Source organism: Microbacterium sp. AC145 (assembly GCF_979258505.1).
Genome location: NZ_OZ409859.1, coordinates 1,134,761 through 1,160,155, shown reverse-complemented (window position 1 = coordinate 1,160,155; position 25,395 = coordinate 1,134,761). Strand labels below are relative to the sequence as shown.

The window sequence follows — 25,395 nt, the reverse complement described above, 5'->3', positions numbered from 1 at the left end:
CCACGTGCCACCTGCTTCCTAGCCTTCTGGGGTGGATGTTATCAACGAGCTCATCATGCAGACCGTCGCATCGCCCTGGCTGTACGTCGTGCTGCTCGCGGTGACCGTGATAGACGGGTTCTTCCCGCCGGTGCCGAGTGAGACCGTCCTCGTCGCCGCGGCGGCGGTGCTCGCGTCGGCGGGTGAGTACTGGGCCCTTGTCCCCCTGGGCCTGGTCGCCGCGCTCGGCGCCGCGATCGGCGACAACATCGCCTTCGCGCTCGGACGGCGCCTGGGCACCACCCGATGGTCCTGGATGCGTCGCCCCCGCGTGGCGGCGGCATTCGCGCACGCCGAACGCGCACTCCAGCAGCGCAGCGCCGCCCTCATCCTGGGTGCCCGCTACATCCCGGTCGGTCGGGTCGCGGTGAACATCTCTGCCGGCGCCCTTCGTTTCTCGTGGCGACGTTTCCTGCCGCTGAGCGTCGTGGCCGGGATCAGCTGGAGTGCGCTGAGCCTCGCCATCGGACTGCTCGCCGGCTCGTGGGTCACCGACCAGCCCCTGCTCAGCGCCGGCATCGGGATCGTCGTCGCACTCGTCATCGGGCTCGTCATCGACCGGGTCACCGCCGCCCGTCGGCGACGTGCACCCGTGGCACAACTGGCAGGATGACAGTCATGGCACGTCGTCGGCCGCGCACCGAGCGCGCTCCCCGCATCAGCCGCCGCACCGCCGCTCTGGCGGCACTCGGCGCTGCGTGCCTCGTGCTGTTCTCCATACTGGTGCCGATCCAGACCGTTCTCTACGGCACGTCCCTCCCCCTGTCGTTCATCCTGGGCGCGGCCCTCTGCGGATCGCCGCTGTTGGCGCTGACCCACCCGCGCTGGGCGATCACGGCGTTCTGTGCTTCCGCCTTCGCGCTTCCCCTCATCGTCGTCCCCACGCTCGCGACCGAGTCACCGTGGCCGTGGTCGGTGCCCGCGCTCTTGACGCTCGTGCTCTTCGTCGGCGTCGTGACCTTCATGCACGGCGCCAGGCTCGGCGCGTTCCCTCTCGTGATCGGCGCCGTGCTCTCTCTCACGGCTCCCCTGCTGCGCCCCGAGATCGTCGCCACTGCGCCCACGGCCGGCAGCGCGACCGCCGACCTCATCGTCACCACGTCCGTGGCGGCGGCGATGTTCCTGGTCGCCATCCTGGTCGCCGGCCGGGTGCGCGTGTCTGCCGAACTCACGCGCGAGCGCGAGCACTCCGCGCTCGAGGAATCCCGCCGCGGACTCGTCGAGGAACGCACGCGCATCGCCCGTGAGCTGCACGATGTGATCGCACACAGCATGTCGGTGATCCAGGTGCAGGCATCCACGGCGCGATATCGGCTTCCCGAGATCGGCGACACAGCGTCCGCCGAGTTCGACAGCATCGCGGCGACCGCACGGGAGTCCCTCACCGAGATGCGACGGATGCTCGGCGTCCTGCGCACCGAGGATCAGACCGCCGAGCTCGCCCCGCAGCAGCGCATCGACGACATCCCCGCACTCGTCGACACCATGCGACGAGCCGGCGTCACGGTCGGTCTGGAGATCACCGGAGCGGCGGGTGACGCCTCGCAGGCCGTGCAGATCGCAGCGTTCCGGATCGCGCAGGAGGCTCTGAGCAACGCGGTGCGGCACGCATCGGGCGCTCCGGTGACCGTTCGGGTGCAGGCGGATGCCGACGCGGTCCGCGTCCGGGTGCGCAACGGCCGCGCTTCCACTCACCCTGTACCGACCGGCGGCGGTTACGGTCTCCGCGGTATGCGCGAGCGCGTCGAACTGCTCGGCGGCGTCTTCACGGCCGGGCCGACCACCGACGGCGGCTGGGAGGTCGCGGCGTCGCTGCCACTTCGCGACCCGGATCCGCACACCGACACCGCTGCATCCCTGGAGGAGACCCCGTGACCATCAGCGTCCTCATCGCCGACGACCAGGCAATGGTCAGAGCAGGTTTCGCGGCGCTCCTCGACGCTCACGAGGGCATCCGCGTCGCGGGTCAGGCCGCGAACGGCGCCGAAGTCGTCACCCTCGCCGCCCGCCTCGACCCGGACGTCATCCTGATGGACGTACGGATGCCTGAGGTCGACGGCATCGAGGCGACGCGGCGCATCCTGGGGCCCGGATATCCGGCAGCCCATGTGCCCCGAATCCTCATGCTCACGACCTTCGACATCGACGACTACGTCTACGACGCTCTGGAAGCGGGCGCAAGCGGCTTCCTGCTGAAGGATGCTCTCCCCGAAGAGCTCGTCCATGCCGTGCGCGTGGTCGCCGGAGGCGACGCGCTGCTCGCGCCGAGCGTCACCCGACGGATGATCGAACAGTTCGCCGGCCGCCGGCCGCGCACCCCTCGGGCAGCCGCCGCGTTGGCCGACCTCACCGAGCGCGAACGCGAGGTGCTGGTGCTCATCGGCCGCGGTCGATCCAACAGCGAGATCGCAGGCGACCTCTTCATCGCCGAGCAGACCGTCAAGACCCACGTCGGCAAGGTTCTCGCCAAACTCGGGCTGCGCGACCGCGTGCACGCCGTGATCCTCGCCTACGACACCGGGCTCGTCGAACCTGCGTCGTGATCGTCGGCGGAGAGATCATCCCGCGGTAGGGGGATGGACAGCCCCACGGGTTGATCCCCCAGCCGATATCGTCTTCATACGCTCCTCGGACACCCATCCGAGGAGGACCCCATGGCCATCGTCGAGGCACCCCGGCGCACCGCTCAGCAAGCTCTGCAGCCACGTGGTCGAGACACCGCGATCGACTTCCTGCGTGCACTCTGCGTCGTCGGCGTCGTGCTGCTCCACGCGATCATGGTGGGTGTCACCGTCGTCGACGGCGCACCCGTCTTCGAGAACGCCAGCGACGGCAGCGGGTGGATCGTGCCAATCAGCTGGATGCTGCAGGTCATGCCGCTTTTCTTCATCATCGGCGGCTTCGCGGGCTTCCTCGCCCATCGGCGGCAGCGAGAGCGCGGCGGCACCGCATCCGGCTTCGTGGCTGCTCGCGTGCACCGACTCCTCCGGCCGGCCGTGTTCGCGATCGGGATCGTGGGCATAGTCCTCGCGGTGCTGAGTCTCGCCGGGGTTCCCCCTGAGCTCGTGGTGGTCGCCGGCTTCCGCTACGGTCAGCCACTCTGGTTCCTCGGCGTCTTCCTGCTGTGCCAGGCCCTGCTCCCGGTTCTCGCGAGTGCGCATGGCAGGGCGCCGAAGTCGACCCTGGCGGCGCTGGTCGCGGCATCAATCACTGTCGACGGGCTCCGGGCGCTGACCGGTGTCGACGGTCTCGGGTTCCTCAACCTCGCCTTCGTCTGGCTCGCACTGCAGCAGGTCGGATTCTTCCTCGCGGACGGCACGATCGAACGACTCAGCAGACGCTGCAGAGCCGTCTGCGGAACAGCGGCGGCGACGGCCCTCGTCGCGACATTCATGAGCGGCATCTACTCCCCCGACCTCATCGCGAACATCAATCCGCCCACCGGAGCGCTACTGCTCGTCGGGGTCGTGCATCTGAGCGCGGTCTCGCTGTTCCGGGATCGCATCGAGGCGTTCAGCCGACGCCCACGGGCGGCGGCCTTCGCGTCGTTCGTCAACCGTCGCACCATGACGATCTACCTCTGGCACATGCCGGTACTTCTCGGCATGGCGGGGCTCTCGGCTGTGGCGGCCCTGGCGACAGGATCGGCGCTCCCCGATCCGAGCACTATCGCATGGTGGCTCTCCCGTCCACTGTGGCTCGCGACCGCGGTGGCCCTCACCGCTGCGGTGGCCGTCGCGCTCACTCGATTCGAGACCCGACCGTCGCCCCCTCCGACGGACTCGCCTCGCCGCCTGTTCGGCGCCGTGGCTGCGGGGCTCCTCTCGGTCGTCCTGTTGCTGGTGCTCGGTTCGACCGTGATCACTGCGGCCGTCGCCGTCGGCGGAATGCTGTGGGCGCTTCGTCTGGCTCGCCGCTCACACCAGACCGCGAGCGGCGAGAGCGTCGCCCACGTCGTCCGCGTGGCGTAGCGTGCGGACGAGAAGCGGCACGACGCCCCGGATGCCCAACCGAACCCCCCGCGCCCGCTGTGCGTCCCTGACCTCGTGGGAGAACGATGCCACGACCGGAATCATCGTGATCGTGAGCGAGATCGTCATCGAGACGGCGTCAGCGTCGATGCCGAGGCGTCGCAGCGGGAGCAGCATCCGGTGCAGCACGCCGAGCAGATCGCCCATTCGCGTCGTGATCGTGAGCAGCGAGGCGAGAAGTACGAGCGAGATGACACGAGAGGTACTGATCCAGGCGGCGAGTGGCGAGACGAAGATCCACAGCGCTGCTCCGAGCACGAGCGCGAGCCAGCGGAGTCGCCACACTTCAGCCCCCAGCACGCGCAGCGGCAGTCGGGCGAGGAGGAAGAGCGCGCCGACGCCGATCACGGTGACGCCGGTACTCCAGACATCATGCGGATAGGCGGACACACCGATCGCGAGTGCGGCGAAGATCGCGAGCTTGGCCGCCGCCGGCATCCGATGGACGATGCTCGTCCCGGGTCGATACAGATGGATCATCGGCACAGGTCCCGATACGCGGCGATCACGCTGCTCGGCTCACCCGCGGCCACGACAGCGCCGTCGTCGAACAGCACCGCCTGATCGCAGCGTGCCGCGAGGTCGAGATCGTGCGTGACGATGACGACCTGTGCCGCCTGCGCGAGCAGGAGGCCGGCGATGCGCCGCGCATTGCGCAGATCGAGCAGGGTCGTCGGCTCGTCTGCGACGATCAGCTCCGGTTGCGTGATGAGCACCGACGCGAGTGCGAGAAGCTGCTTCTGACCGCCGGAGAGGTCGGATGCCGCGACGTCCGCCCGATCCGCGAGTCCGTGCTCAGCGAGCGCATCGGCCACCCGCATGTCGGCCTCCCGCCGGGACAGCCCGCGCAGCGACAGCGCGAGATCCTCGGCGGGAGTCGGCATCAGGATCTGAGACTGGGGGTCGGTGAACACGAATCCGACGCGTCGACGCAGCGCCGCGACGTCACGCCGCGTGTCGAGGCCGTGCACGCTCACCCGCCCCGCCGTGGGCATGACGAGCCCGTTCAACAGCCGCGCGAAGGTCGACTTGCCCGATCCGTTCGCACCGATCACCGCGATGCGCGCCGCCGTGAGATCGACACTCACATCGCGGAGAATCCGTCGCCCCTCGCGCTCGACGGTCACCCCGTCGAGCGCGATACGCGCGACCGTCGTCTCAGACCGCACGGACGGGTGCAGTCACGAAACCTCCCCGAGAGCCGAACACCCTCGGGTACGCGCGCCGCACCGCGAGCGTCAGCGCCACGGCCGCCGCAGCCTTGAGGAGGTCCCCCGGCAGGAACACGAGGGCCGCCACGGCGGTCGGCGTGAGGTCGAGGCCGAGGACGAGCGCGGTGACGGGGATCCCGCACAGGTATACGACCAGGATGCCGCCGACCGCCGTGCCGAGCGCGATGCGCCACCACGTGAGCCTGCCTCGATGCACGATCAGTCCGATCACGACGACTCCGACCACCCACCCGAGCAGGTACCCGGCCGTGGGACCGACGAACACCGCGAGGCCACCGCGCCCTCCGGCGAGGACCGGAAGCCCCACAGCCGCGAGAGCGAGCACGAGCAGGATCGAGAGCGGAGCGAGCCGCGGGCCGAGGACGGCGCCGGCGAGCATCACTCCGAGAGTCTGTGCGGTGATGGGCACCCCGCCGGGGATCGGTATCGTCACCATCCCGAGAACCACGATGAGGGCGGCGAAGATCGCCACCCTGGCCAGTTCGCGACCGAGGTCGCCTCGCTGCTGCGTCATAGTCGACACCTTCCTGAACACTGTTCACCTGAACGGTGTTCACTATAGTGAGAACATGAGCCCCGATCACAACTCGACCCGCCATGATCGCGACGGCGTCGCTCGGGCCGCTCTGGCGCTTCTCGACGAGGTCGGACTCGCCGACCTCTCGATGCGCAGGATCGCGAGCAGGCTCGATGTCCAGCCGAGCGCGCTCTACTGGCACTTCACGAGCAAACAGGAGCTGCTCGCCGATCTCGCCGACCGCATCACTTCGACCATCCCGCGTGATGACGTCGATGTGCTGACCACAGCGCGCAGCATCCGCGACGCCCTGTTCACCTATCGCGACGGCGCGGAGCTCGTGCTCAGCACGTACGCACTGCAGCTCGGCTCCTCGCACGCGCAGACGGCGCTCGAAGACTCCCTGCATCGTGTGGGAGCCGAGGACTCGCGGGAGCGTGCGGTCGCCCTCCTGCACTTCATCCTCGGTCACGCGACACTCGTGCAGCAGCGCATGCACGCCGACAGCCACGGTGCCGTCTCCACAGGCGACTCGGTCGATGTCACCGCGGGGCTGGATCGGATCTTCGACCTCGGAGTGACAGCGCTGTCGAGAGGCACGGTCGACGACGAGGTGCGTGGCAGACAGCTCGGGTGAGGCCGGCGCCTACTGCGCGGTCGCCTCTGCCCGATCACCGTTTCACAAGCGCCGCGATGCGCTCGACGGCTTCGGTGATGATCTCAGGGCTCGTGCCGAAGTTCAGACGCACGTACCCCGCGCCTTCATCTCCGAAAGCCGGGCCGAAGTGCAGCGCGACTCTCGCCTCCTTGAGAATCCTGCGCGCAGGGTTCTCGCCCCATCCGAGACCTGACAGATCGATCCAGGCGAGGTAGCCGGCGTCGGGGATCCGGTAGCGGGCCTCAGGCAGCTTCGATGCGAGCAGATCCTCCAGCAGAACACGGTTCGCATCGAGCGTTCTCAGCAGTCCGTCGAGCCACTCATCACTCTCCTCCGAGAATGCGGCGACCGCGGCAAGAAGGCCGAACTGCCCGGTGCGCCAGACGACCTCGATCGGCAGGCCCCGCACGACCTCGCTCGTCGCGTCGGATGCCGTCACCATCAGTGCACATTTGAGTCCGGCAAGATTGAACGCCTTACTGGCGCTCACGACCGCGAATCCGACCCTCTCGGCCGCCTCACCGGTGTGGAGGAAAGGCGTGAACCCGGTGCCGGGCTGCGCGAGCGGCGCATGGATCTCGTCGGAGATCACGGAGGCGCCGAACTCGTCGGCGATCTCAGCCAGCGCGGTGAGTGAATCGCGGCTGTGCACCGTCCCCGTCGGGTTGTGCGGGTTGCAGAGCAGGATCGCGGTCGCGCCGTCTTCGAACGCGGCACGGATGCCGTCTAGGTCGAGCTCCCACGCGGTGCCCGTGTCATGCAGCGGAACCCGCGAGACCTCGGCGCCGGCCTCGGAGACCAGATCGTAGAACGGCGGATACACGGGAGGAGTCACGACGACGCGCTCCCCCGGCTGGGTGACGCGACGGAGGATCTCGACGATGCCCATGCTGACGTCTGCCGTGCTGCGCATGCGCGCGGGGTCTGCGTCCCACCCGAATCGCCGTCGGGCGAATGCCGCGTACGTGGATGGCAGCGGCGTCCGCGACGCGATGTACCCGGTGTCCCCCGTCTCGACGGCGCGGCGAAGCGCCGCCGAGATCGCAGGCGCGAGGGGAAAGTCGGTCTCCGCGACGAACAGCGGAAGAACATCGGCGGGATACTCCCGCCACTTCTCGCTGCTCCGCTCACGGAGCTCGGCCAGAGGCAGAGCCTTGACCTCGAGCATCCTCAGATGGCGAAGCCGAGGGCGCGCATCATGTCGCGACCGTCGTCGGTGATCTTCTCAGGTCCCCACGGCGGCATCCACACCCAGTTGATGCGGAACCGATCGACGACACTCTCCAGAGCCTGTGCGGTCTGATCCTCGAGCACGTCGGTCAGGGGGCAACCGGCACTGGTCAGCGTCATGTGGATGACGAGAGCATCGTTCTCGTCGTCCCACGCGAGGTCATAGATCAGGCCGAGGTCGACGACATTGATCCCGAGCTCGGGATCCATGACGTCTTTGAGAGCCTCGGTGACCTCGTCGTACTTCTGGTCCGTGAGGGTGGCTGTCATGCGAATCAGCCTACGCCTCGATGGGGGCTGCGGGGTCGAGGAAACGGTCGTATCCCTCGTCCTCGAGCCGATCGGCGAGCTCCGGGCCGCCCTCTTCGACGATCTTGCCCGCGACGACCACGTGCACGAAGTCGGGACGGATGTAGCGAAGGATGCGCGTGTAGTGCGTGATCAACAGCACACCGAGTCCGGTGGTCTCCTTCGCACGGTTGACGCCCTCGGACACGATCTTCAGAGCGTCGACGTCGAGACCCGAGTCGGTCTCGTCGAGGATCGCGAACTTCGGCTTGAGCACCTCGAGCTGGAGGATCTCGTGACGCTTCTTCTCGCCACCTGAGAAGCCCTCGTTGACGTTGCGCTGCGCGAACTTCGGGTCCATGCGGAGGTTCGCCATTGCCGCCTTGACGTCCTTGGTCCAGCCGCGGATCGCGGGGGCTTCGCCGTCGAGTGCCGTCTTGGCGGTGCGGAGGAAGTTCGTCACCGTCACGCCCGGGATCTCGACCGGGTACTGCATGGCCAGGAAGAGTCCGGCGCGAGCGCGCTCGTCGACGCTCATCTCGAGCACGTCCTGGCCGTCGAAGGTGATCGACCCCGACGTCACGGTGTACTTCGGGTGTCCGGCGATCGTGTACGCGAGGGTCGACTTGCCCGAGCCGTTGGGGCCCATGATCGCGTGCGTCTCACCGGTGTTCATGGTGAGGTTGATGCCGTTGAGGATCGGGGTGGTACCCGCCTCGGTCTCGACCGTCACGTACAGGTCGCGGATTTCAAGAACAGACATTCAGACTTCCTTCGTCACAGTCGGGTCGATGAGCACGTCGTCGCCGTCGATCTCGACGACGTAGACCGGAACGGGCTCATAAGCGGGGAGGTTCTGGGGCTTGCCGGTGAGCAGCGAGAATGCGGAGCCATGGGCCCAGCACTCCACCGTGTCGCCCTCGACGAAGCCCTCGGCGAGAGAGATGTCGCCGTGCGTGCAGGTGTCTCCGATGGCGTGGATGACGCCTTCGGAGTCCTTGATCACGGTGATCGGAACGCCGTTCGGCTCCACACGGATCGGCATGTCCTGCTCGAGTTCGGCGACGCCGCACACGCGCTCGGCGCTCACGCGTTCACCTCGGCGAGCTCCGTCTCGATAGCGTCGAGCAGCTCGGTCTCCAGAGCCGGGATGCCCAGGCGCTGGACGATGTCGGTGAGGAAGCCGAGCACGACGAGGCGGCGTGCTTCCTCTTCGCTGATGCCACGAGCCTGCAGGTAGAACAGCTGCTCGTCGTCGAAACGACCTGTGGCGCTGGCGTGGCCTGCGCCGAGGATGTCTCCGGTCTCGATCTCGAGGTTCGGGATCGAGTCGGCGCGAGCGCCCTCGGTGAGCACCAGGTTGCGGTTCGCCTCGTACGAGTCGGTGCCCGTCGCGTCGGCGCCGATCAGCACGTCGCCGATCCAGACGCTGTGCGCGCCCTGGCCCTGCAGGGCACCCTTGTAGAGCACGTCACCCTTGGTGTGCGGACCCTTGTGGTGCAGATAGACCTGGCTCTCGAGGTGCTGCCCGGCGTCGGCGTACGACAGACCGTAGAGGTAGCCCTCGGAACCGGCGCCCGCGAGCTCGACGCTCGGGTTCACGCGCACGACGCCGCCGCCGAAGCTGATGACGAAGTGCTTGAGGGTGGCATCCGCGTCGACCCGCGCCTGGTGCGCCGAGGTGTGCACAGCCGCATCCTGCCACTGCTGCAGGCTGATGACGGTGAGCTTCGCGCCGTCGCGCACGATGATCTCGACGTTCTGCGAGTACTGCGCGGCTCCGGTGTGCTGAAGCACGACGGTGGCCGAGCTGTGCTCGAGAGCCTCGATCACGATGTGGGCATCGGCGCGCAGTTCTGCGCCGAGACCGTCGATCGAGACGAGGATCGGCTCTGCGACCTCTTCCTCGCGAGGGATGCGGATGTGCAGAGCCTCTGCCGCACCCTGCCAGGCGACGGCCGCGGTGACGTCCTCGGCGAGGAACACCTCGCCACGAGGAGCGTCGCCGGCGGCGAGCGGCGCGGAGACGTACTGCTCTCCGGCGCCGAACGTGTAGCTCACTCCCTCAGCGGGGCCTGCGACCTCGAAGAGAGACGAGAGCTTCGCGACAGGAGTGTGCTTCCAGTTGACCTCGCGGCCGGTCGGCGTGCCGAAGTCGGCCGGCTCGAACGAATGGGGGCGCTCGGAACGCGTCTGAACCGGAACGAATCCGGCGTCCGCGACCTGCGCGGCCGGGTCGACATGCGCGCTCGAATGATGCGACGCCGTCGGCGTCGTCGTCTGGGCCGTCATCTCAGCCGACCGATCCTTCCATGCCCATCTCGATGAGCTTGTTCAATTCCATCGCATACTCCATCGGCAGCTCGCGTGCGATCGGCTCGATGAAGCCGCGCACGATCATCGCCATCGCCTCGTCCTCGGGCATGCCGCGGGACTGCAGGTAGAAGAGCTGCTCCTCGCTGACCTTCGAGACCGTGGCCTCGTGGCCGAGCTGCACGTCGTCGACCCGGATGTCGATCGCCGGGTAGGTGTCGGATCGCGACTTGGTGTCGACCAGCAGGGCGTCGCAGCGCACGGTGTTCGCCGAGTGGTGCGCATTGGCGTCCACCCGCACCTCGCCACGGTATCCGGCACGTCCGCCGCCACGCGCGATCGACTTCGAGACGATCGACGACTGCGTGTAGGGAGCCATGTGGATCATCTTGGCGCCGGCATCCTGGTGCTGGCCGGGGCCGGCGAATGCGACCGAGAGGGTCTCACCCTTGGCGTGCTCGCCCATCAGGTAGATCGACGGGTACTTCATCGTCACCTTGGAGCCGATGTTGCCGTCGACCCACTCCATCGTCGCTCCCTCGTGCGCGACCGCACGCTTGGTGACGAGGTTGTAGACGTTGTTGGACCAGTTCTGGATCGTCGTGTAGCGAACGCGGGCGTTCTTCTTCACGATGATCTCGACGACGGCCGAGTGGAGCGAGTCGGACTTGTAGATCGGGGCGGTGCAGCCCTCGATGTAGTGGACGTAGCTGTCTTCGTCGGCGATGATCAGGGTCCGCTCGAACTGGCCCATGTTCTCGGTGTTGATGCGGAAGTATGCCTGGAGCGGGATCTCGACGTGCACGCCCTTGGGGACGTAGACGAACGATCCGCCCGACCATACGGCGGTGTTCAGCGCGGCGAACTTGTTGTCACCTGCCGGGATCACGGTGCCGAAGTACTCCTCGAAGAACTCGGGGTGCTCGCGGAGTGCGGTGTCGGTGTCCATGAAGATGACGCCCTGCTCCTCCAGATCCTCACGGATCTGGTGGTAGACGACCTCGGACTCGTACTGCGCTGCGACGCCGGCAACGAGACGCTGGCGTTCGGCCTCGGGGATGCCGAGGCGCTCATACGTCTCGCGGATCTCCGCAGGCAGGTCCTCCCAGGACTGCGCCTGCTTCTCCGTGGAGCGCACGAAGTATTTGATGTTGTCGAAGTCGATCTCGCTGAGGTCTGCACCCCAGGTGGGCATCGGCTTGCGCCCGAAGAGCTGGTATCCCTTGAGACGGGTCTTCAGCATCCATTCGGGTTCGTGCTTGAGCGCCGAGATCCCGCGGACCACCTCTTCAGAGATTCCGCGCTTGGCGATTGCTCCGGCGGCGTCCTCATCGTGCCATCCGAATTCATACACCCCCAGGCCATCAAGCTCCGGGCGGTCGATCAGCACATCCGACATCACACACTCTCCTCACAGGTCCCAAAACGGTGTCATCCGCCCCGACACACCTGATCCCCGTCGAGTCTGCGGGAGCGGGTGCCGTTGGTGGGCCCTCATCACCGGCGCTTCCATCGCGCCTAAACTGTTAGTGATGGTGCAGCGCGGTCAGCGCTCATCACAACAATCCGATTCTACAGGTTCCGCCTGAAGACAGGGCCGCTCGCCGTGTCCGACGCGGTTCGGAGAGACCAATGCCCGAGACGACGATCTCCTCCCCCACGCACGCACCGGCCGCTTCTTCGACACGCGCCGCCCTGTGGAGCCGCGCACTCCGCATCTTCGCGTGGCTGTCGTTCCTCGCCCAGACGATCATCATCGGCACCGGCGGTGCCGTGCGCCTCACCGGTTCGGGTCTCGGATGCTCCGAGTGGCCGCTCTGCACTCCCGAGTCGCTCGTGCCGATCTACGCGGATCAGGGGATCCACGGAATCATCGAATTCGGCAACCGGGTCATGACGGGCGTGGTCGGCGTCATCGCGCTCGCGGTGCTGCTGCTCGTGCTGGCACGGGTCGGCGGCAAGCGCCTGGTGTTCTCCGCGCTGCGGTTCGCGGCGGGCGGAATCGTCGCTGCAGGCGTCGTCTTCCTCGTCGCGACGCTCATCGACCTCCCCGCGACCCCCTTCGCGATGGGCGCGCTGCTCGTGGCCGTGATCGCTGCCATCGTCCGGTCGCTGCGCCTCACCACCGAACGCCGAGACCTCGTCGTCCTCGCCTGGATCGTGCTCGCAGGAGTCGTCGCGCAGGCACTCGTGGGCGGCATCACAGTGCTCACAGGGCTCAACCCGTTCATCGTCGGGTTCCACTACGTCTCGTCGCTGCTGCTCGTCTGCGTCACTGCGGCGTTCCTGGTTCGCCTGTATGCAGCCACGGGACCGCGCGAGCGAGCTGTGCCCAAGTGGTTCGGCATCCTCACCCACGTCACCGGTCTCGCTCTCGCCGTCACGATCGTGTTCGGGGTCCTCACCACGGGTTCCGGGCCGCACTCCGGCGACGCCGACGTTCTACGGCACGGCTTCGACGCGACGGTCCTCGCGCACGTGCATTCATGGCCCGGGTACATCCTCGCGGGTCTGGTGCTCGCGCTGACGGTCTCGGCCTGGGTTCTCCGACTCGAACCGCGTCGCTGGCTCCTCGTGCTGGTGATCGCGATCCTCGTGCAGGTCGCCGTGGGCGTGTGGCAGGCTCGCGAAGGTCTCCCGCCGTTGCTCGTCGGCATCCACATGGTGCTGGCCTCGCTGTCGGCGGCGGCCTACACCGTCGTCGTGCTGCACCTGAAGAAGCCCGTCGACACCCGGGACTGACCCGCTGCGCCCTGTGCCCGCCCGACCGCGCACAGGCGATGCATAGCCGCGACATCACAGGCTCATCAGTTCGTCGTGCAACGTGGCGGGCATGAACAAGTCACTGACACGCAGCATCGGCTTCTGGCTCCTCCTCGTGCTCTCGCTCGCCTCGGCAGGCGTCGGAGGATGGCTCATCGCCGGACAGATCGGCACGATGACGAGCACGCTGCTCGACGGCACGGCGACCGGCATCGAGGTCTACGTGGGCCAGTCGCTCGTCGTCGTCGGCGCGGCTCTGCTCGGCGCCGGAGTGCTCGGCATCCTTCTCGCCATCGCGCTCACCGCCGCACAGGCACTGATCCCGTCGGCCGCACCGGTGGTCGTCGAGCCGATCGACTGGACGTCCGAATCAGACCAGGTCGAGCAGACCGACCTCACGCAGACCGACGAAGCGACCGTCGACGCGGACACCGCCGCAGAGACCGCTCAGGAAGACGACGCTCAGAACGGCAGCAGCGGGTCGACCGCGACGGCCACGAAGATCAGCGTCAAGTAGGTGATCGAGGCGTGGAAGACTCGCATCGGCCGCGCCTCGTTCCCCCGCACCGCCTGGTTATAGAGGCGATGTGATTCGTAGATGAACCATCCGCCGAACACTGTGGCGGAGACGCCGTAGACGAGGCCCATGTTCGCGATCGGGATCAGCAGCAGCGAGCAGGCGACGGTGGCCCAGGCATACAGGATGACCTGGAGCCCGACCTGCGAGGCATTGCGGGTCACTCCGAGCATGGGCACGTCGACGTCTTCGTAGTCATCCTTGTACTTCATCGACAGCGGCCAGTAGTGCGGCGGCGTCCAGAGGAAGATGAGCGCGAAGAGGATGAACGCGGGCCAGTCGAGCGAACCCGTGACCGCGGCCCAGCCGATCAGCACGGGGAAGCACCCTGCGATGCCGCCCCAGATGATGTTCTGCTCGGTACGACGCTTGAGGATCATCGTGTAGATCACGACGTAGAAGAAGATCGCGAATGCGGAGAGTGCGGCAGCAAGCCAGTTGGTGGTGACGAGCAGCCAGACCGTCGAAAGGATCGCCAGAGTCCACGAGAAGATGAGAGCACCGCGTGGCGTGATCTCCCCCGTCACCAGCGGACGGTTCTCCGTGCGGTGCATGTGGGCATCGATGTCGCGATCGAGATACATGTTGAACGCGGCGGCGGATCCGGCGCTCAACGAGCCGCCGATCACGGTCGCCAGCACCAACAGCATGTCGGGCAGCCCGCCCTGGGCGAGGAACATCACCGGGACGGTCGACACGAGCAGCAGTTCGAGGACGCGCGGTTTGGTGAGGGCGACGTACGCCTTCACGGTACGACCGATGGACTTCTTCACAACGGTCTGATCAGACATCGTCGAGATCTCGATCGCCTCCTCCGCACGCGTCACGACAGCTTTCCCAGTCTAGGGCACAGGGATGCTGTGGATAACGCGCCCGCCGCCTTCGCGATCACGGTTACCGTGACCGGGTGAATCCGCGCTTTCGCCCCGTGCTCCCCCTCGCCGCGGTCGCCGCGCTTCCCGTTCTGCTGTCGCTGCTCGGCGGCTGCGCTCCGGTCGAGCCGACCCCGACCCCGACACCGACGCCGGCTTTCGCGAGCGAAGCCGAAGCCTTCGCGGCCGCCGAGGAGGTCTATCAGGCGTACCTCGAGGCATTCAATGCCATCGACCTCGCGGATCCTGCGACGTTCGAGCCGGTGTTTTCCTTCACGACAGGCGACTTCCAAGAGGCCGATCGTACGACGCTCTCAGAACTCCATGCCGAAGGGTTTTCGTTCGCTGGGTCTACCGAACTGGTCTACTTCGAAGCGTTCGACCGTTCGCCGCGCTTCGAGACGCTGACCGCGATTATCTGCGTGGATGTCAGCAGGTCGGACGTGACGACCTCCGACGGGCGCTCGGTGCTGCCGGAATCGAGGCCCGACGTGAACCCATTGCTCGTCCGGTTCGTAGCGGCAAGCGACACCCTTCTGATCGAGCACGCCGATCGCCATCAGGAATCTGAATGCAACAGTTAACCGTGGGACTTGTCGTCGCAACGCTGATTCTCGCCTCTGCGGGCTTGGGAGACGATAAGGGCGTTGGAGGCGCTGATGTTGTCGTCGGTAGCGACGGCGCCTCCTCGTTGACGATTTCGGGCACCCAACAGCGCCCCGGCGCCCCCGCCATCCCGAACACGCCGGGAGTACCCGGCAGTCGGAGCGACACCGCTCCGCAGGTTCCCGTCGAACCGGTACCACCCAGCGATCGTGCCATCCGCCTCGCTGAGTGCATGGACGATGGGGGAACCGTCCGCTGTTCGACCTTCGTCTCTCCGACCGACGACGTACCACCGGCCGGCATCCCGAGCGATCAGACGTCCCCAGCGACTCCGACGATCACCATCGCCGATCTCGCTCGCTTCGCACCCGCCCCCACCGCAGCGACGACGGAACCGGGCAACGTCGGCATCGCCGATCTCCCGGCCAACTTCACTGCAGCGCCGGAGATCCAGGTCCAGACCGGTGAGCTGTTCGGCGTCCCGATCACCGTCCGCTTCACCCCCAGCACCTATCTCTACGACTATGGCGACGACATCAGGGCCACCCTCACCACACCGGGCAGAACGTGGCAAGCACTCGGCCAGCCGCAGTTCACCCCGACCCCGACGACGCACGTATACGGTGAGCGCGGCGACTACACCGCCACCGTCGCCATCGGCTACAGCGTCGAGATCGACCTCGGCACGGGCTGGATCCCCCTCTCCGGGCAGATCACGATTCCCGGCACGCCTCAGACCATCCGCATCCTCGAGGCCCACACTGCTCTCGTCGCCCACACCTGCGCCGAGGATCCCGACGGCATCGGATGCTGACGCACAGCCGTTGCGAGCCCCGCGGGACGGGCGGTGTGGCACGGCGTTTCGCAGGTCATGAGCCCTGGTTCCAGCAGCCCGGGAGAGGATCCGTCGACCCGGGAATTACACGCCTCGCCGCGCGTTGTAAAGGGAGGTAACGGGTCGGATCACAGCGCTATGCTGAAAAGACTCGCGTGCCCGGCGCACATCACATTCCTTCCGTAACGACGCGGACATCGATGCTGCTCTCCGGGTGCTCTCGAACTGTCTGAGAAGGGCTTCACCGTGTCGGAACTGCAGTGGGAAGAAATCGATCGGCGCGCGGTGGACACCGCTCGCCTGCTGGCCGCGGACGCTGTCGAGAAGGTCGGCAACGGACACCCCGGCACTGCGATGAGTCTCGCTCCCGCCGCCTATCTCCTGTACCAGCGTGTGCTGCGCCACGACCCGACCGACACCGACTGGCTCGGCCGTGACCGGTTCATCCTCTCGGTCGGACACTCGTCGCTGACGCAGTACGTGCAGCTCTACCTCGGTGGCTTCGGTCTCGAGCTCGACGACCTCAAGGCGCTCCGCACCTGGGGCTCGCTCACCCCCGGACACCCCGAGTACGGCCACACCAAGGGCGTCGAGATCACCACCGGCCCGCTCGGCCAGGGCCTCGCCTCCGCCGTCGGCTTCGCTTACGCCGCCCGCTACGAGCGCGGCCTCTTCGATCCCGAGGCCGCAGCGGGCACCAGCCCGTTCGACCACTTCATCTACGTGATCGCCGGCGACGGCGACCTCCAGGAGGGCGTCACCAGCGAGGCCTCCTCGCTCGCCGGCCACCAGGAGCTCGGCAACCTCATCGCGATCTACGACTCCAACCAGATCTCGATCGAGGACGACACCAACGTCGCCTTCACCGAAGACGTCGCCAAGCGCTACGAGGCCTACGGCTGGCAGGTGCAGACCGTCGACTGGAAGAAGACGGGCGAGTACGTCGAAGACGTCGCCGAGCTGAACGCCGCGATCGAGGCAGCCAAGGGCGAGACGTCCAAGCCCTCGCTCATCATTCTGAAGACCATCATCGGCTGGCCCTCGCCCGGCAAGCAGAACTCCGGGAAGATCCACGGCTCCGCCCTCGGTGGAGACGAGCTCGCCGCGACCAAGAAGGTCCTCGGCTTCGACGCCGAGGAGCACTTCGCGGTCGCCGACGACGTGATCGCCCACACCCGCGCTCTCGCCGACCGCGCCGCTGAGACCCGCGCCGCATGGCAGCAGTCCTTCGATGCATGGGCAGCCGCCAACCCCGAGCGCAAGGCCCTGCTCGACCGCCTCGAGGCGAAGGCGCTGCCTGAGGACATCACCTCAGCTCTCCCGGTCTTCGAGAGCGGCAAGGACGTCTCGACCCGCGCGGCCTCCGGCCAGGTCATCAACGCACTCGCCGCCGAGCTCCCCGAGCTCTGGGGTGGATCCGCCGACCTCGCAGAGTCGAACCTGACCACGATCAAGGACTCGAAGTCCTTCATCCCCGCCGAGTGGTCCACCCACGAGTGGTCGGGTGACCCCTACGGCCGCGTGCTGCACTTCGGCATCCGCGAGCACGCCATGGGCGCCATCGTGAACGGCATCGTGCTGCACGGCCCGACGCGTGCCTTCGGCGGCACGTTCCTCATCTTCAGCGACTACATGCGCCCGCCCGTGCGTCTGGCCGCGCTGATGAACGTGCCCAGCATCTTCGTCTGGACGCACGACTCCGTCGCACTCGGCGAAGACGGCCCGACGCATCAGCCGGTCGAGCAGATCGCCACGCTGCGCGCCATCCCGAACTTCACCCTGGTGCGCCCCGCCGACGCCAACGAGACCTCGGCCGCCTGGCTCGAGATCCTGCGGCGCCACGAGGGCCCGGCAGGCATCGCGCTGACCCGTCAGAACATCCCGGTGTTCGAGCGCGGCCTGGGTGCGGCCGACGGTGACGTCTTCGCCTCGACCGACGGCGTCTCGAAGGGCGCATACGTGCTCGCCGAGGCTCCGAACGGCACACCCGACGTGATCATCGTCGCGACCGGCTCCGAGGTTCAGCTGGCGGTCGACGCACGTGCCGCACTGGCCGAAGAGGGCGTCAACGTGCGCGTCGTCTCCGCTCCTTCACTGGAGTGGTTCGACGAGCAGGACGAGGCCTACCGCGAGTCCGTGCTGCCGAAGGCCGTCACCGCGCGCGTCTCCGTCGAGGCGGGCTCCGTGCTCAGCTGGCGCGGCATCGTGGGCGACCGCGGCCGTTCTGTCGGCATCGACCACTTCGGCGCCTCCGCCGACTACAAGACCCTGTTCCAGAAGTTCGGCATCACCACCGAGGCCGTCATCGCGGCCGCACGCGAGACCATCAAGGAGAACGCATGAGCACCCCCACCGCAGACCTCGCCGCAGCCGGAGTCAGCATCTGGCTCGACGACCTGTCACGCACCCGGATCTCCTCCGGCAACCTCGCCGAGCTGATCGAGACCCGCAACATCGTCGGCGTCACCACGAACCCGACGATCTTCGCCAACGCGATCACCGACAAGAACAACACGTCGTACGACGCGCAGGTCACCGAACTCGCGGCCTCCGGCGCCACCGCCGAAGAGGCAGTCTTCGCCGCGACGACGCAGGATGTCGCGGCGGCGCTCGATGTCTTCCGTCCCGTCTGGGAGAAGTCGGGCCACGTCGACGGCCGCGTCTCGATCGAGGTCTCCCCTGACCTCGCACACGACACCGAGGGCACGGTCGCACAGGCCAAGCAGCTCTGGGCCAAGGTCGACCGTCCGAACCTGCTCGTCAAGATCCCCGCGACGAAGGCCGGACTCCCGGCCATCACCGAGGCGATCGCATCCGGCATCAGCGTCAACGTGACCCTGATCTTCAGCCTGGAGCGCTACGCCGAGGTCATCGACGCGTACCTCACCGGGCTCGAGCGGGCACACAGTGCCGACTTCGATCTGTCGAGCATCCACTCCGTGGCCTCGTTCTTCGTGTCGCGTGTCGACACCGAGACCGACAAGCGTCTCTCCGCGATCGGCACCGACGAGGCCGAGGCGCTCAAGAGCAAGGCCGGACTCGCGAACGCCCGTCTCGCCTACGAGCTCTTCGAGCAGAAGTTCGCCGAGAAGCGCGCTCAGGACCTGCTCAAGCTCGGTGCGAACGCACAGCGTCCGCTGTGGGCATCGACCGGCGTCAAGGACCCGGCCCTTCCCGACACCCTCTACGTCACCGAGCTCGTCGCGAAGGACGTCGTCAACACGATGCCCGAGAAGACGCTCGAGGCGACCTTCGACCACGGCGTGGTCACCGGCGACACCATCACGGGTGGCTACGAAGAGGCTCGCGCCGTCTTCGCCGGCCTCGCAGACCTCGGCATCGACTTCACCGACGTGACCCAGGTGCTCGAGGACGAGGGCGTCGCCAAGTTCATCGACTCCTGGCATGACCTGCTCACCCAGGTGCGCGAAGGGCTCGAGGCGCAGCGATGACATTCGCGATCCACGCCTCGGGCGCGGCGCGAGCGGCCATCGATGAGACCGTGCCGGCGCTCGTGCACGATCTCATCGCCTCGCGCGTGACGGGCGGCGACGCCACCCTGTGGGGCCCCGAGGCCGAGGCCGAGGCGGCTACTCGCCTCGGCTGGGTCGAGGCCGTCTCGGTCTCGCGTCCGCTGGTCGCGGAGATCGCAGCACTGCGCGATGAGCTGCACGCGAAGGGCGTGACCCGGGTCGTGCTCGCGGGCATGGGCGGCTCTTCGCTCGCCCCCGAGGTGATCGCGCAGACGAGTGGCGTGCCGCTCACGATCCTCGATTCGACGGCACCCGGCCAGGTGCTGGCAGCCCTCGACGAGGGGATCGAGAACACCGTTCTCGTCGTCTCTTCCAAGTCCGGCTCCACCGTCGAGACCGATTCGCAGCGACGCACCTTCGAGGCCGCGTTCCGCGACGTCGGCATCGACCCCGTCGAGCGCATCGTCGTCGTCACCGATCCCGGATCGCCGCTCGACAGCTCGGCTCGCGAGGCCGGATACCGTGTCTTCAACGCGGATCCGAACGTCGGCGGACGGTACTCGGCGCTCACCGCCTTCGGGCTTGTGCCGTCGGGGCTCGCGGGCGTCGACATCGACGAGCTGCTGGGCGAGGCGGAGGCATCGCTGCTCGAGCTCGCGATCGATTCCGCGGACAACCCGGCTCTGCGACTGGCCGCGGCGATCTCGGCGACCGTGCCACGGCGCGACAAGCTCGGTCTCATCACCGACGGCACGCACATCAACGGTCTTCCCGACTGGATCGAGCAGCTGATCGCGGAATCCACCGGCAAGGCGGGCACCGGAATCCTTCCGGTCGTCCTGCTCCCGGTCTCCCCGGAGCTCGAATCGAAGCCGGCCGATCTGCAGATCGTGCGGCTCGTGGATGACGCGAACGAATTCCACCTGCGAGAGCGCCACGAAGGCGAGATCCTCGTCAGCGGATCGCTGGGAGCGCAGCTCATCGTCTGGGAGTACGCCACGGCGATCGCGGGCTACCTGCTCGGGATCAACCCGTTCGATCAGCCCGACGTCGAGTCGGCGAAGGTCGCCGCGCGCGGTCTTCTCGACGCACGTCCCGCCCCGACCGTCCCGGCGTTCGTCGAGAACGGCGTCGAGGTCCGCGTGTCCGACCCCGCTCTCGCAGCATCGGGCACCGTCGAAGGAGTGCTCGATGCACTCTGGGCACGCCTCGCCGTCGACGGCTATGTGTCGATCCAGGCCTACGTGAACCGTCTCGACGTGCCGCAGTTGCAGGGCATCCGCGAACTGGTCGCCGCCGACTCCGGCCGGCCGGCCACCTTCGGCTGGGGACCTCGGTTCCTCCACTCGACCGGCCAGTATCACAAGGGCGGCCCCGCACAGGGCGTCTTCCTGCAGATCCTGGAGCGCACCGAGGTGGATCTCGAGATCCCCGGACGACCGTTCACATTCGGTCAGCTCATCGAGGCTCAGGCCGCCGGCGATGCCGGTGTCCTCGCCGAGCACGGCCGACCGGTCGTGTCACTGACGATCACCGACTCGTCGGCTGACGTCCTCACCCTCTTCGAAGCAGCACAGAAGTAACAGCCAGGAGAATCCCCCACCGATGTCTGTTCCCATCTCGCGCGGTCACAACCCGCTGCGTGACCCCGATGATCGCCGGCTGAACCGTATCGCGGGGCCCAGTGCCCTCGTGATCTTCGGCGTCACCGGCGACCTGTCACGCAAGAAGCTCATGCCCGCCGTCTACGACCTCGCCAACCGCGGTCTTCTGCCACCCGGATTCGCGCTCGTCGGGTTCGCCCGCCGCGACTGGGAGGACCAGGACTTCGCCCAGGTCGTCTACGACGCCGTCAAGCAGCACGCCCGCACCCCGTTCCGCGAGGAGACGTGGGCGCAGCTGCTGCAGGGCATCCGCTTCGTCAGCGGCGAGTTCGACAACCCCGAATCGTTCCGCAAGCTCCGCGAGACGGTCGACCAGCTCGATGTCGAACGCGGCACGATGGGGAACCACGCGTTCTACCTGTCGATCCCGCCGAAGGACTTCCCGCTCGTCGCCAAGCAGCTGAAGGACTCGGGACTCGTCGGAGCGAACGACGACGATGATGAGCGCTGGCGTCGTGTCGTCATCGAGAAGCCGTTCGGTCACGACCTCGAGTCCGCGCGTGAACTCAACGCCGCACTCGAGGTGGCGTTCTCCGCCGACTCGATCTTCCGCATCGACCACTACCTCGGCAAGGAGACGGTCCAGAACATCCTGGCGCTGCGCTTCGCGAACGAGCTGTACGAACCGATCTGGAACCGCAACTACGTCGACCACGTGCAGATCACGATGGCCGAGGACATCGGCGTGGGCGGCCGCGCGGGCTACTACGACGGTGTCGGCGCCGCTCGCGACGTCATCCAGAACCACCTGCTGCAGCTGCTCGCGCTCACCGCGATGGAAGAGCCGATCTCGCTCTCCGCCGAGCACCTTCGCGCTGAGAAGGAGAAGGTCCTCGCCGCGGTGCACGTGCCCGACGACCTCTCCCTCGCCACCGCCCGCGGACAGTACGCCGGCGGATGGCAGGGCGGCGAGCAGGTCACCGGGTTCCTCGACGAGGACGGGATGAACCCCGAGTCCGCGACCGAGACGTACGCCGCGATCAAGCTCGAGATCGACACGCGCCGCTGGTCAGGTGTGCCCTTCTATCTGCGCACCGGCAAGCGCCTCGGTCGGCGTGTGACCGAGGTCGCCGTCGTGTTCAAGAAGGCGCCGGAGCACCTGTTCGGCCGTTCGAACACCTCCGAGCTCGGACAGAACGCCCTCGTGATCCGCGTTCAGCCCGATGAGGGCGTCACCATCCGCTTCGGCTCGAAGGTTCCGGGCAACGGCACCAACGTCCGCGACGTCACGATGGACTTCGGCTACGGCCATGCGTTCACCGAGGCGAGCCCCGAGGCCTACGAGAGACTGATCCTCGACGTCCTCCTGGGCGACCCGCCGCTGTTCCCGCGGCATGAAGAGGTCGAGCTCTCCTGGAAGATCCTCGACCCCGTAGAGAAGTTCTGGGCAGCCGAAGGCGGCCCGGTCGACCAGTACGCACCCGGCTCGTGGGGTCCGGCATCCGCCGATGACCTCCTTGCCCGTGACGGACGAGTCTGGAGACGCCCGTGATCATCGACCTTCCCGACACGACCGTCAGCCAGGTCGCCAAGCAGCTCGTCAAGGTGCGCGAAGACGGCGGAGCCGTGGCCCTCGGCCGCGTGCTCACGCTGATCATCTCCGCCCGCAACGGCGTCGCTGAAGCAGCGATCGATGCGGCGAACGACGCCTCCCGCGAGCATCCGATGCGCGTCATCGTGCTCACGACGGGCGACGGCGATGCCCGCCTCGACGCTCAGATCCGTGTCGGAGGTGACGCCGGCGCGAGCGAGGTCGTCGTCCTCCACGCGTACGGCGACGCCGCGAGCAATGAGGAGAGCCTCGTCACCGGCCTCCTGTTGCCCGACGCTCCCGTCGTCGCATGGTGGCCGGAGGAGGCTCCGGCCTCTCCCGCCAACTCGCCACTCGGAAAGATCGCTCAGCGCCGCATCACAGATGCAGCGACGGCTCCCGATGTCCGCGACCGGCTCGCGCTTCTCGGCGAGACGCATGCGCCCGGCGACACCGATCTGGCGTGGACCCGACTCACCCACTGGCGTGAGCAGCTCGCGGCCGTGCTCGACCAGCCGCCCTTCGAAGACGTCACCGCTGTCGAGGTGCGGGGAGGCTCGGCATCGCCGTCCACCGCCCTGCTCGCCGCATGGCTGCAGATGGCGCTCGACGTGAAGGTCACGTGGCACTACGAGAACCCGGAGAACTGGCAGGAGGGCATCAAGTCGGTGCGTCTGACGCGTGCGTCCGGCGACATCCTGCTCGAGCGCCCCGAGCCGGGGGTCGCAGTCCTCACGCAGCCCGATCAGCCCGATCACGATCTGCATCTGCCCCGCCGCACTCTGCGTGAGTGCCTGGCTGAGGAGCTGCGTCGCCTCGACCCCGACGTCCTGTACGGTCGAGTGATCACCGAGGGCTGGGAAAAGCTGGGCCCGCCCGAGACAGGAGAATGATGTCGACGCAGCCGACGCCCGCAGAGAAGCGGGTCGTGGTCGAGAGCACCCCCGGAGCACTGGCTGCGCGGGTGGCCGACAGGTTCCTCACCCGGCTGCGCGCGCGCACGCGCAACGGCCGCATCGCCCACGTCGCCCTGACCGGTGGCTCCATGGGCAGTGCGGTCCTGCGCGCGACGCTCGAAGATCCCCGTTCGGACAGCATCGACTGGTCGCTGGTGCACTTCTGGTGGGGCGATGAGCGCTTCGTCGCCCGGACGGATGCCGACCGCAATGCGGTGCAGTCACGTGCGGCACTGCTCGATCACATCCCGGTGCCGCCGGAGAACGTGCATGAGGTCGCCGCAGCAGGCGAGGGCTTGACGCTCGACGAGGCAGCCTCGGCGTACGCGGACGAGCTCGCACGGTTCGGAACCGATGAGCACCCGTGGCCGTCTTTCGCCGTCTGCTTCCTCGGAGTGGGCCCCGACGGTCACATCGCGTCGCTCTTCCCCGACCGCCAAGAGGTGACGGTGACCGATGTCGCTGCCCTCCCGGTGCGCAACTCTCCGAAGCCGCCGCCCGAGCGGGTCACGCTCACGCGCCCGGTGCTCAATGCATCCAAGCGTGTGTGGCTCGTTCTCACCGGGGCCGACAAGGCCTCAGCTCTCGGCCTCGCTCTCGCCGGCGCCAGCTACACCAGCGTGCCCGTAGCCGGGGCGAAGGGGCGCAAGCGAACGGTCTTCTTCGTCGACGACGCCGCAGCGTCGGAGGTCTCCCCAGACCTCATCGATCAGTCGTACTGATCGTTGCTCCAGTCGAAACGCCGAGCGCCTTCGGGCCTCGGCGTTTTCGCTGCGCCGGTCAGGCCTCGGCGTCCTTCGACGGACCATCAGCCGGTGCATCGCTGCCGCGGGTGATGCCGAGATCCTGACTGTCGCTCAGAACCTGTGGGTGGTAGCGCGCGAGCCCGACGACACCCCAGACCGCGATCGCCCCGGCGATGCCGAAGATGACCAGCACCCAGGGCGGGGCTGCGGCGGCCTCGCCGAGGATCGTCATGCCGATGATGACCGCAACCAACGGGTCGACGACGGTGAGGCCGGCGATGACGAGGTCGGGAGGGCCCGAGCTGTAGGCGGTCTGCACGAAGTAGGCACCGACGGCGGCAGCGGCGATGAGCGCGATCACGCAGACGATCGTGATCCACTCGAAGTCACCCGCCTGCACGCGCTTGATGACGACCTTGGCGAGTGTCGCGACGAAGCCGTAGAGGATGCCGGCACCGATCACGTAGAAGAGGGCGCGCATGCGGTGGCGGAGGACGAGCCAGCACGCGCCGAGCACGATGATCACGACCAGGAGGATCGCCAGGATCGTGAAGAGCTCGGTGTCGGTGACGTCTTTCTCGGTCGCGAAGATCGCCGCGAAGAAGACGAAGAGGAAGATACCCCCCACGCATGCCACGATGGCCGTGATCGATTGCCTGGTGGGCGCATGGCCGGAGATACGTGCATTCAGCAGCGTCGTCATCACGAGTGCGATCGCGCCCAGGGGCTGCACGACGATGAGCGGCGCCTGCACGAGAGCGGCGAGCTGGCACACGACGGCCAGACCGAGCATCAGCGTGCCGGCGATCCAGGAGGGGCGGGTGAGCAGCGCCTTCACCTGACCGAAGGTGAGCCCGCTGGTACCGGTCGAGCCGCTCAACCGCTCGACCTTCTCGACGCCTCGGTGCTGATACTGCGCACCGAGCGACATGAAGACGGCACCCGCGAGGGCGAGGGGGATGCCGAGGAGCAGCCCGGGGTTCTGGAATGCACCGACCAGCTGATCGGTGACGTCTTCCGCCCCGGTCGTCCATACGGAAATGCTCACCCTACGACCCTACCCG

Annotated in this window: 26 protein-coding genes; 15 read left to right on the top strand and 11 right to left on the bottom strand. The window is 67.5% G+C overall.

The features are described 5' to 3' along the window. Positions 1 to 31: 31 nt before the first annotated feature. The 4 genes from ACZZZN_RS05655 to ACZZZN_RS05640 all read left to right on the top strand — a co-directional run bounded on the left by ACZZZN_RS05655 (position 32) and on the right by ACZZZN_RS05640 (position 4,010). Positions 32 to 652: a DedA family protein gene (locus tag ACZZZN_RS05655; RefSeq protein ID WP_463504213.1), complete on the top strand. Its 621-nt coding sequence runs from the start codon at positions 32 to 34 to the stop codon at positions 650 to 652. 5 nt (positions 653 to 657) lie between these two features. After that, a complete protein-coding gene (locus ACZZZN_RS05650) occupies positions 658 to 1,914 on the top strand; it encodes a sensor histidine kinase (protein WP_463504212.1) in 1,257 nt (418 codons plus the stop codon). Further along, the gene (locus tag ACZZZN_RS05645; RefSeq protein WP_463504211.1) at positions 1,911 to 2,582 is read left to right on the top strand and encodes a response regulator; all 672 of its coding nucleotides are present in this window, start codon (positions 1,911 to 1,913) and stop codon (positions 2,580 to 2,582) included. Before ACZZZN_RS05650 ends, ACZZZN_RS05645 begins: the two co-directional genes overlap by 4 nt. Positions 2,583 to 2,693: 111 nt before the next feature. Next, on the top strand, positions 2,694 to 4,010 hold the full coding sequence (locus ACZZZN_RS05640) for an acyltransferase family protein (protein WP_463504210.1): 1,317 nt from the start codon (positions 2,694 to 2,696) through the stop codon (positions 4,008 to 4,010). Here ACZZZN_RS05640 and ACZZZN_RS05635 read toward each other — a convergent pair. From ACZZZN_RS05635 to ACZZZN_RS05625, 3 genes are read right to left on the bottom strand one after another with little or no spacing between them, the layout of a single operon-like run. Continuing rightward, positions 3,957 to 4,550: an energy-coupling factor transporter transmembrane component T family protein gene (locus tag ACZZZN_RS05635; RefSeq protein ID WP_463504209.1), complete on the bottom strand. Its 594-nt coding sequence runs from the start codon at positions 4,548 to 4,550 to the stop codon at positions 3,957 to 3,959. The genes ACZZZN_RS05640 and ACZZZN_RS05635 overlap by 54 nt on opposite strands. Beyond that, complete coding sequence (locus tag ACZZZN_RS05630; RefSeq protein ID WP_463504208.1) at positions 4,547 to 5,239, bottom strand: energy-coupling factor ABC transporter ATP-binding protein; 693 nt, start codon at positions 5,237 to 5,239, stop codon at positions 4,547 to 4,549. Before ACZZZN_RS05630 ends, ACZZZN_RS05635 begins: the two co-directional genes overlap by 4 nt. After that, positions 5,229 to 5,816: a biotin transporter BioY gene (locus ACZZZN_RS05625; protein ID WP_463504207.1), complete on the bottom strand. Its 588-nt coding sequence runs from the start codon at positions 5,814 to 5,816 to the stop codon at positions 5,229 to 5,231. The genes ACZZZN_RS05630 and ACZZZN_RS05625 overlap by 11 nt, the downstream gene beginning before the upstream one ends. A 55-nt stretch (positions 5,817 to 5,871) precedes the next feature. On the opposite strand from ACZZZN_RS05625, the gene ACZZZN_RS05620 reads away from it, so the two are divergent. Continuing rightward, positions 5,872 to 6,456 (top strand): TetR family transcriptional regulator, encoded by a 585-nt coding sequence (locus ACZZZN_RS05620; RefSeq protein ID WP_463504206.1) that lies wholly within the window; start codon positions 5,872 to 5,874, stop codon positions 6,454 to 6,456. A gap of 34 nt (positions 6,457 to 6,490) precedes the next feature. Here ACZZZN_RS05620 and ACZZZN_RS05615 read toward each other — a convergent pair whose 3' ends face one another. From ACZZZN_RS05615 to sufB, 6 genes are read right to left on the bottom strand one after another with little or no spacing between them, the layout of a single operon-like run. Continuing rightward, positions 6,491 to 7,645, bottom strand: a complete 1,155-nt coding sequence (locus ACZZZN_RS05615) for a MalY/PatB family protein (protein WP_463504205.1) — start codon at positions 7,643 to 7,645, stop codon at positions 6,491 to 6,493. Between the two features lie 2 nt (positions 7,646 to 7,647). Then, on the bottom strand, positions 7,648 to 7,977 hold the full coding sequence (locus ACZZZN_RS05610) for a metal-sulfur cluster assembly factor (protein ID WP_463504204.1): 330 nt from the start codon (positions 7,975 to 7,977) through the stop codon (positions 7,648 to 7,650). Between the two features lie 10 nt (positions 7,978 to 7,987). Continuing rightward, positions 7,988 to 8,758 carry a Fe-S cluster assembly ATPase SufC gene (gene sufC, locus ACZZZN_RS05605; RefSeq protein ID WP_463504203.1) on the bottom strand — a complete coding sequence of 257 codons (771 nt, stop codon included), beginning with the start codon at positions 8,756 to 8,758 and terminating at the stop codon, positions 7,988 to 7,990. Then, a complete protein-coding gene (locus tag ACZZZN_RS05600) occupies positions 8,759 to 9,085 on the bottom strand; it encodes a non-heme iron oxygenase ferredoxin subunit (protein WP_053096453.1) in 327 nt (108 codons plus the stop codon). Beyond that, positions 9,082 to 10,287, bottom strand: coding sequence for a Fe-S cluster assembly protein SufD (gene sufD, locus ACZZZN_RS05595; protein ID WP_463504202.1), 1,206 nt, complete (start codon positions 10,285 to 10,287; stop codon positions 9,082 to 9,084). Before sufD ends, ACZZZN_RS05600 begins: the two co-directional genes overlap by 4 nt. A 1-nt stretch (position 10,288) precedes the next feature. Then, the gene (gene sufB, locus ACZZZN_RS05590; RefSeq protein ID WP_053096457.1) at positions 10,289 to 11,707 is read right to left on the bottom strand and encodes a Fe-S cluster assembly protein SufB; all 1,419 of its coding nucleotides are present in this window, start codon (positions 11,705 to 11,707) and stop codon (positions 10,289 to 10,291) included. Positions 11,708 to 11,940: 233 nt separating this feature from the next. On the opposite strand from sufB, the gene ACZZZN_RS05585 reads away from it, so the two are divergent. Together ACZZZN_RS05585 and ACZZZN_RS05580 are read left to right on the top strand one after the other, a co-directional pair. Then, positions 11,941 to 13,050 (top strand): COX15/CtaA family protein, encoded by a 1,110-nt coding sequence (locus ACZZZN_RS05585; protein WP_463504201.1) that lies wholly within the window; start codon positions 11,941 to 11,943, stop codon positions 13,048 to 13,050. Between the two features lie 91 nt (positions 13,051 to 13,141). Further along, positions 13,142 to 13,588: a hypothetical protein gene (locus ACZZZN_RS05580; RefSeq protein ID WP_463504200.1), complete on the top strand. Its 447-nt coding sequence runs from the start codon at positions 13,142 to 13,144 to the stop codon at positions 13,586 to 13,588. Here the strand turns inward: ACZZZN_RS05580 and ACZZZN_RS05575 are convergent. Continuing rightward, on the bottom strand, positions 13,534 to 14,448 hold the full coding sequence (locus ACZZZN_RS05575) for a heme o synthase (RefSeq protein ID WP_463506552.1): 915 nt from the start codon (positions 14,446 to 14,448) through the stop codon (positions 13,534 to 13,536). The two genes, ACZZZN_RS05580 and ACZZZN_RS05575, sit on opposite strands and share 55 nt — an antisense overlap. A 107-nt stretch (positions 14,449 to 14,555) precedes the next feature. Here ACZZZN_RS05575 and ACZZZN_RS05570 point away from each other — a divergent pair, with 107 nt between their 5' ends. From ACZZZN_RS05570 to pgl, 8 genes are all read left to right on the top strand, one after another. Continuing rightward, a complete protein-coding gene (locus tag ACZZZN_RS05570; RefSeq protein WP_463504199.1) occupies positions 14,556 to 15,104 on the top strand; it encodes a hypothetical protein in 549 nt (182 codons plus the stop codon). A 254-nt stretch (positions 15,105 to 15,358) separates the two neighbouring features. Beyond that, entirely contained in the window at positions 15,359 to 15,940 is a 582-nt protein-coding gene (locus ACZZZN_RS05565; RefSeq protein WP_463504198.1) for a hypothetical protein, read from the top strand. Between the two features lie 267 nt (positions 15,941 to 16,207). Beyond that, positions 16,208 to 18,304 (top strand): transketolase, encoded by a 2,097-nt coding sequence (gene tkt, locus ACZZZN_RS05560; protein ID WP_463504197.1) that lies wholly within the window; start codon positions 16,208 to 16,210, stop codon positions 18,302 to 18,304. Continuing rightward, positions 18,301 to 19,413, top strand: coding sequence for a transaldolase (gene tal, locus ACZZZN_RS05555; protein WP_463504196.1), 1,113 nt, complete (start codon positions 18,301 to 18,303; stop codon positions 19,411 to 19,413). Before tkt ends, tal begins: the two co-directional genes overlap by 4 nt. Continuing rightward, complete coding sequence (locus tag ACZZZN_RS05550) at positions 19,410 to 21,017, top strand: glucose-6-phosphate isomerase (protein ID WP_463504195.1); 1,608 nt, start codon at positions 19,410 to 19,412, stop codon at positions 21,015 to 21,017. The genes tal and ACZZZN_RS05550 overlap by 4 nt, the downstream gene beginning before the upstream one ends. A 22-nt stretch (positions 21,018 to 21,039) precedes the next feature. Then, positions 21,040 to 22,590, top strand: a complete 1,551-nt coding sequence (zwf, locus tag ACZZZN_RS05545; RefSeq protein ID WP_194763286.1) for a glucose-6-phosphate dehydrogenase — start codon at positions 21,040 to 21,042, stop codon at positions 22,588 to 22,590. Further along, on the top strand, positions 22,587 to 23,522 hold the full coding sequence (locus tag ACZZZN_RS05540) for a glucose-6-phosphate dehydrogenase assembly protein OpcA (protein ID WP_463504194.1): 936 nt from the start codon (positions 22,587 to 22,589) through the stop codon (positions 23,520 to 23,522). Before zwf ends, ACZZZN_RS05540 begins: the two co-directional genes overlap by 4 nt. Beyond that, on the top strand, positions 23,522 to 24,307 hold the full coding sequence (gene pgl, locus ACZZZN_RS05535; RefSeq protein WP_463504193.1) for a 6-phosphogluconolactonase: 786 nt from the start codon (positions 23,522 to 23,524) through the stop codon (positions 24,305 to 24,307). The genes ACZZZN_RS05540 and pgl overlap by 1 nt, the downstream gene beginning before the upstream one ends. Positions 24,308 to 24,365: 58 nt before the next feature. Here the strand turns inward: pgl and ACZZZN_RS05530 are convergent, their stop codons facing one another. Next, a complete protein-coding gene (locus ACZZZN_RS05530) occupies positions 24,366 to 25,379 on the bottom strand; it encodes a DMT family transporter (RefSeq protein ID WP_463504192.1) in 1,014 nt (337 codons plus the stop codon). Positions 25,380 to 25,395 lie beyond the last annotated feature (16 nt).

Coding starts and splice junctions, on each gene's coding strand:
- ACZZZN_RS05640 (WP_463504210.1), top strand. CDS start 2,694: ATGGCCATCGTCGAGGCACCCCGGCGCACCGCTCAGCAAGCTCTGCAG.
- ACZZZN_RS05650 (WP_463504212.1), top strand. CDS start 658: ATGGCACGTCGTCGGCCGCGCACCGAGCGCGCTCCCCGCATCAGCCGC.
- ACZZZN_RS05615 (WP_463504205.1), bottom strand. CDS start 7,645: ATGCTCGAGGTCAAGGCTCTGCCTCTGGCCGAGCTCCGTGAGCGGAGC.
- zwf (WP_194763286.1), top strand. CDS start 21,040: ATGTCTGTTCCCATCTCGCGCGGTCACAACCCGCTGCGTGACCCCGAT.
- pgl (WP_463504193.1), top strand. CDS start 23,522: ATGTCGACGCAGCCGACGCCCGCAGAGAAGCGGGTCGTGGTCGAGAGC.
- sufD (WP_463504202.1), bottom strand. CDS start 10,287: ATGACGGCCCAGACGACGACGCCGACGGCGTCGCATCATTCGAGCGCG.
- sufB (WP_053096457.1), bottom strand. CDS start 11,707: ATGTCGGATGTGCTGATCGACCGCCCGGAGCTTGATGGCCTGGGGGTG.
- ACZZZN_RS05610 (WP_463504204.1), bottom strand. CDS start 7,977: ATGACAGCCACCCTCACGGACCAGAAGTACGACGAGGTCACCGAGGCT.
- tal (WP_463504196.1), top strand. CDS start 18,301: ATGAGCACCCCCACCGCAGACCTCGCCGCAGCCGGAGTCAGCATCTGG.
- ACZZZN_RS05620 (WP_463504206.1), top strand. CDS start 5,872: ATGAGCCCCGATCACAACTCGACCCGCCATGATCGCGACGGCGTCGCT.
- ACZZZN_RS05585 (WP_463504201.1), top strand. CDS start 11,941: ATGCCCGAGACGACGATCTCCTCCCCCACGCACGCACCGGCCGCTTCT.
- sufC (WP_463504203.1), bottom strand. CDS start 8,758: ATGTCTGTTCTTGAAATCCGCGACCTGTACGTGACGGTCGAGACCGAG.
- ACZZZN_RS05550 (WP_463504195.1), top strand. CDS start 19,410: ATGACATTCGCGATCCACGCCTCGGGCGCGGCGCGAGCGGCCATCGAT.
- ACZZZN_RS05580 (WP_463504200.1), top strand. CDS start 13,142: ATGAACAAGTCACTGACACGCAGCATCGGCTTCTGGCTCCTCCTCGTG.
- ACZZZN_RS05565 (WP_463504198.1), top strand. CDS start 15,359: ATGGACGATGGGGGAACCGTCCGCTGTTCGACCTTCGTCTCTCCGACC.
- ACZZZN_RS05625 (WP_463504207.1), bottom strand. CDS start 5,816: ATGACGCAGCAGCGAGGCGACCTCGGTCGCGAACTGGCCAGGGTGGCG.
- ACZZZN_RS05635 (WP_463504209.1), bottom strand. CDS start 4,550: ATGATCCATCTGTATCGACCCGGGACGAGCATCGTCCATCGGATGCCG.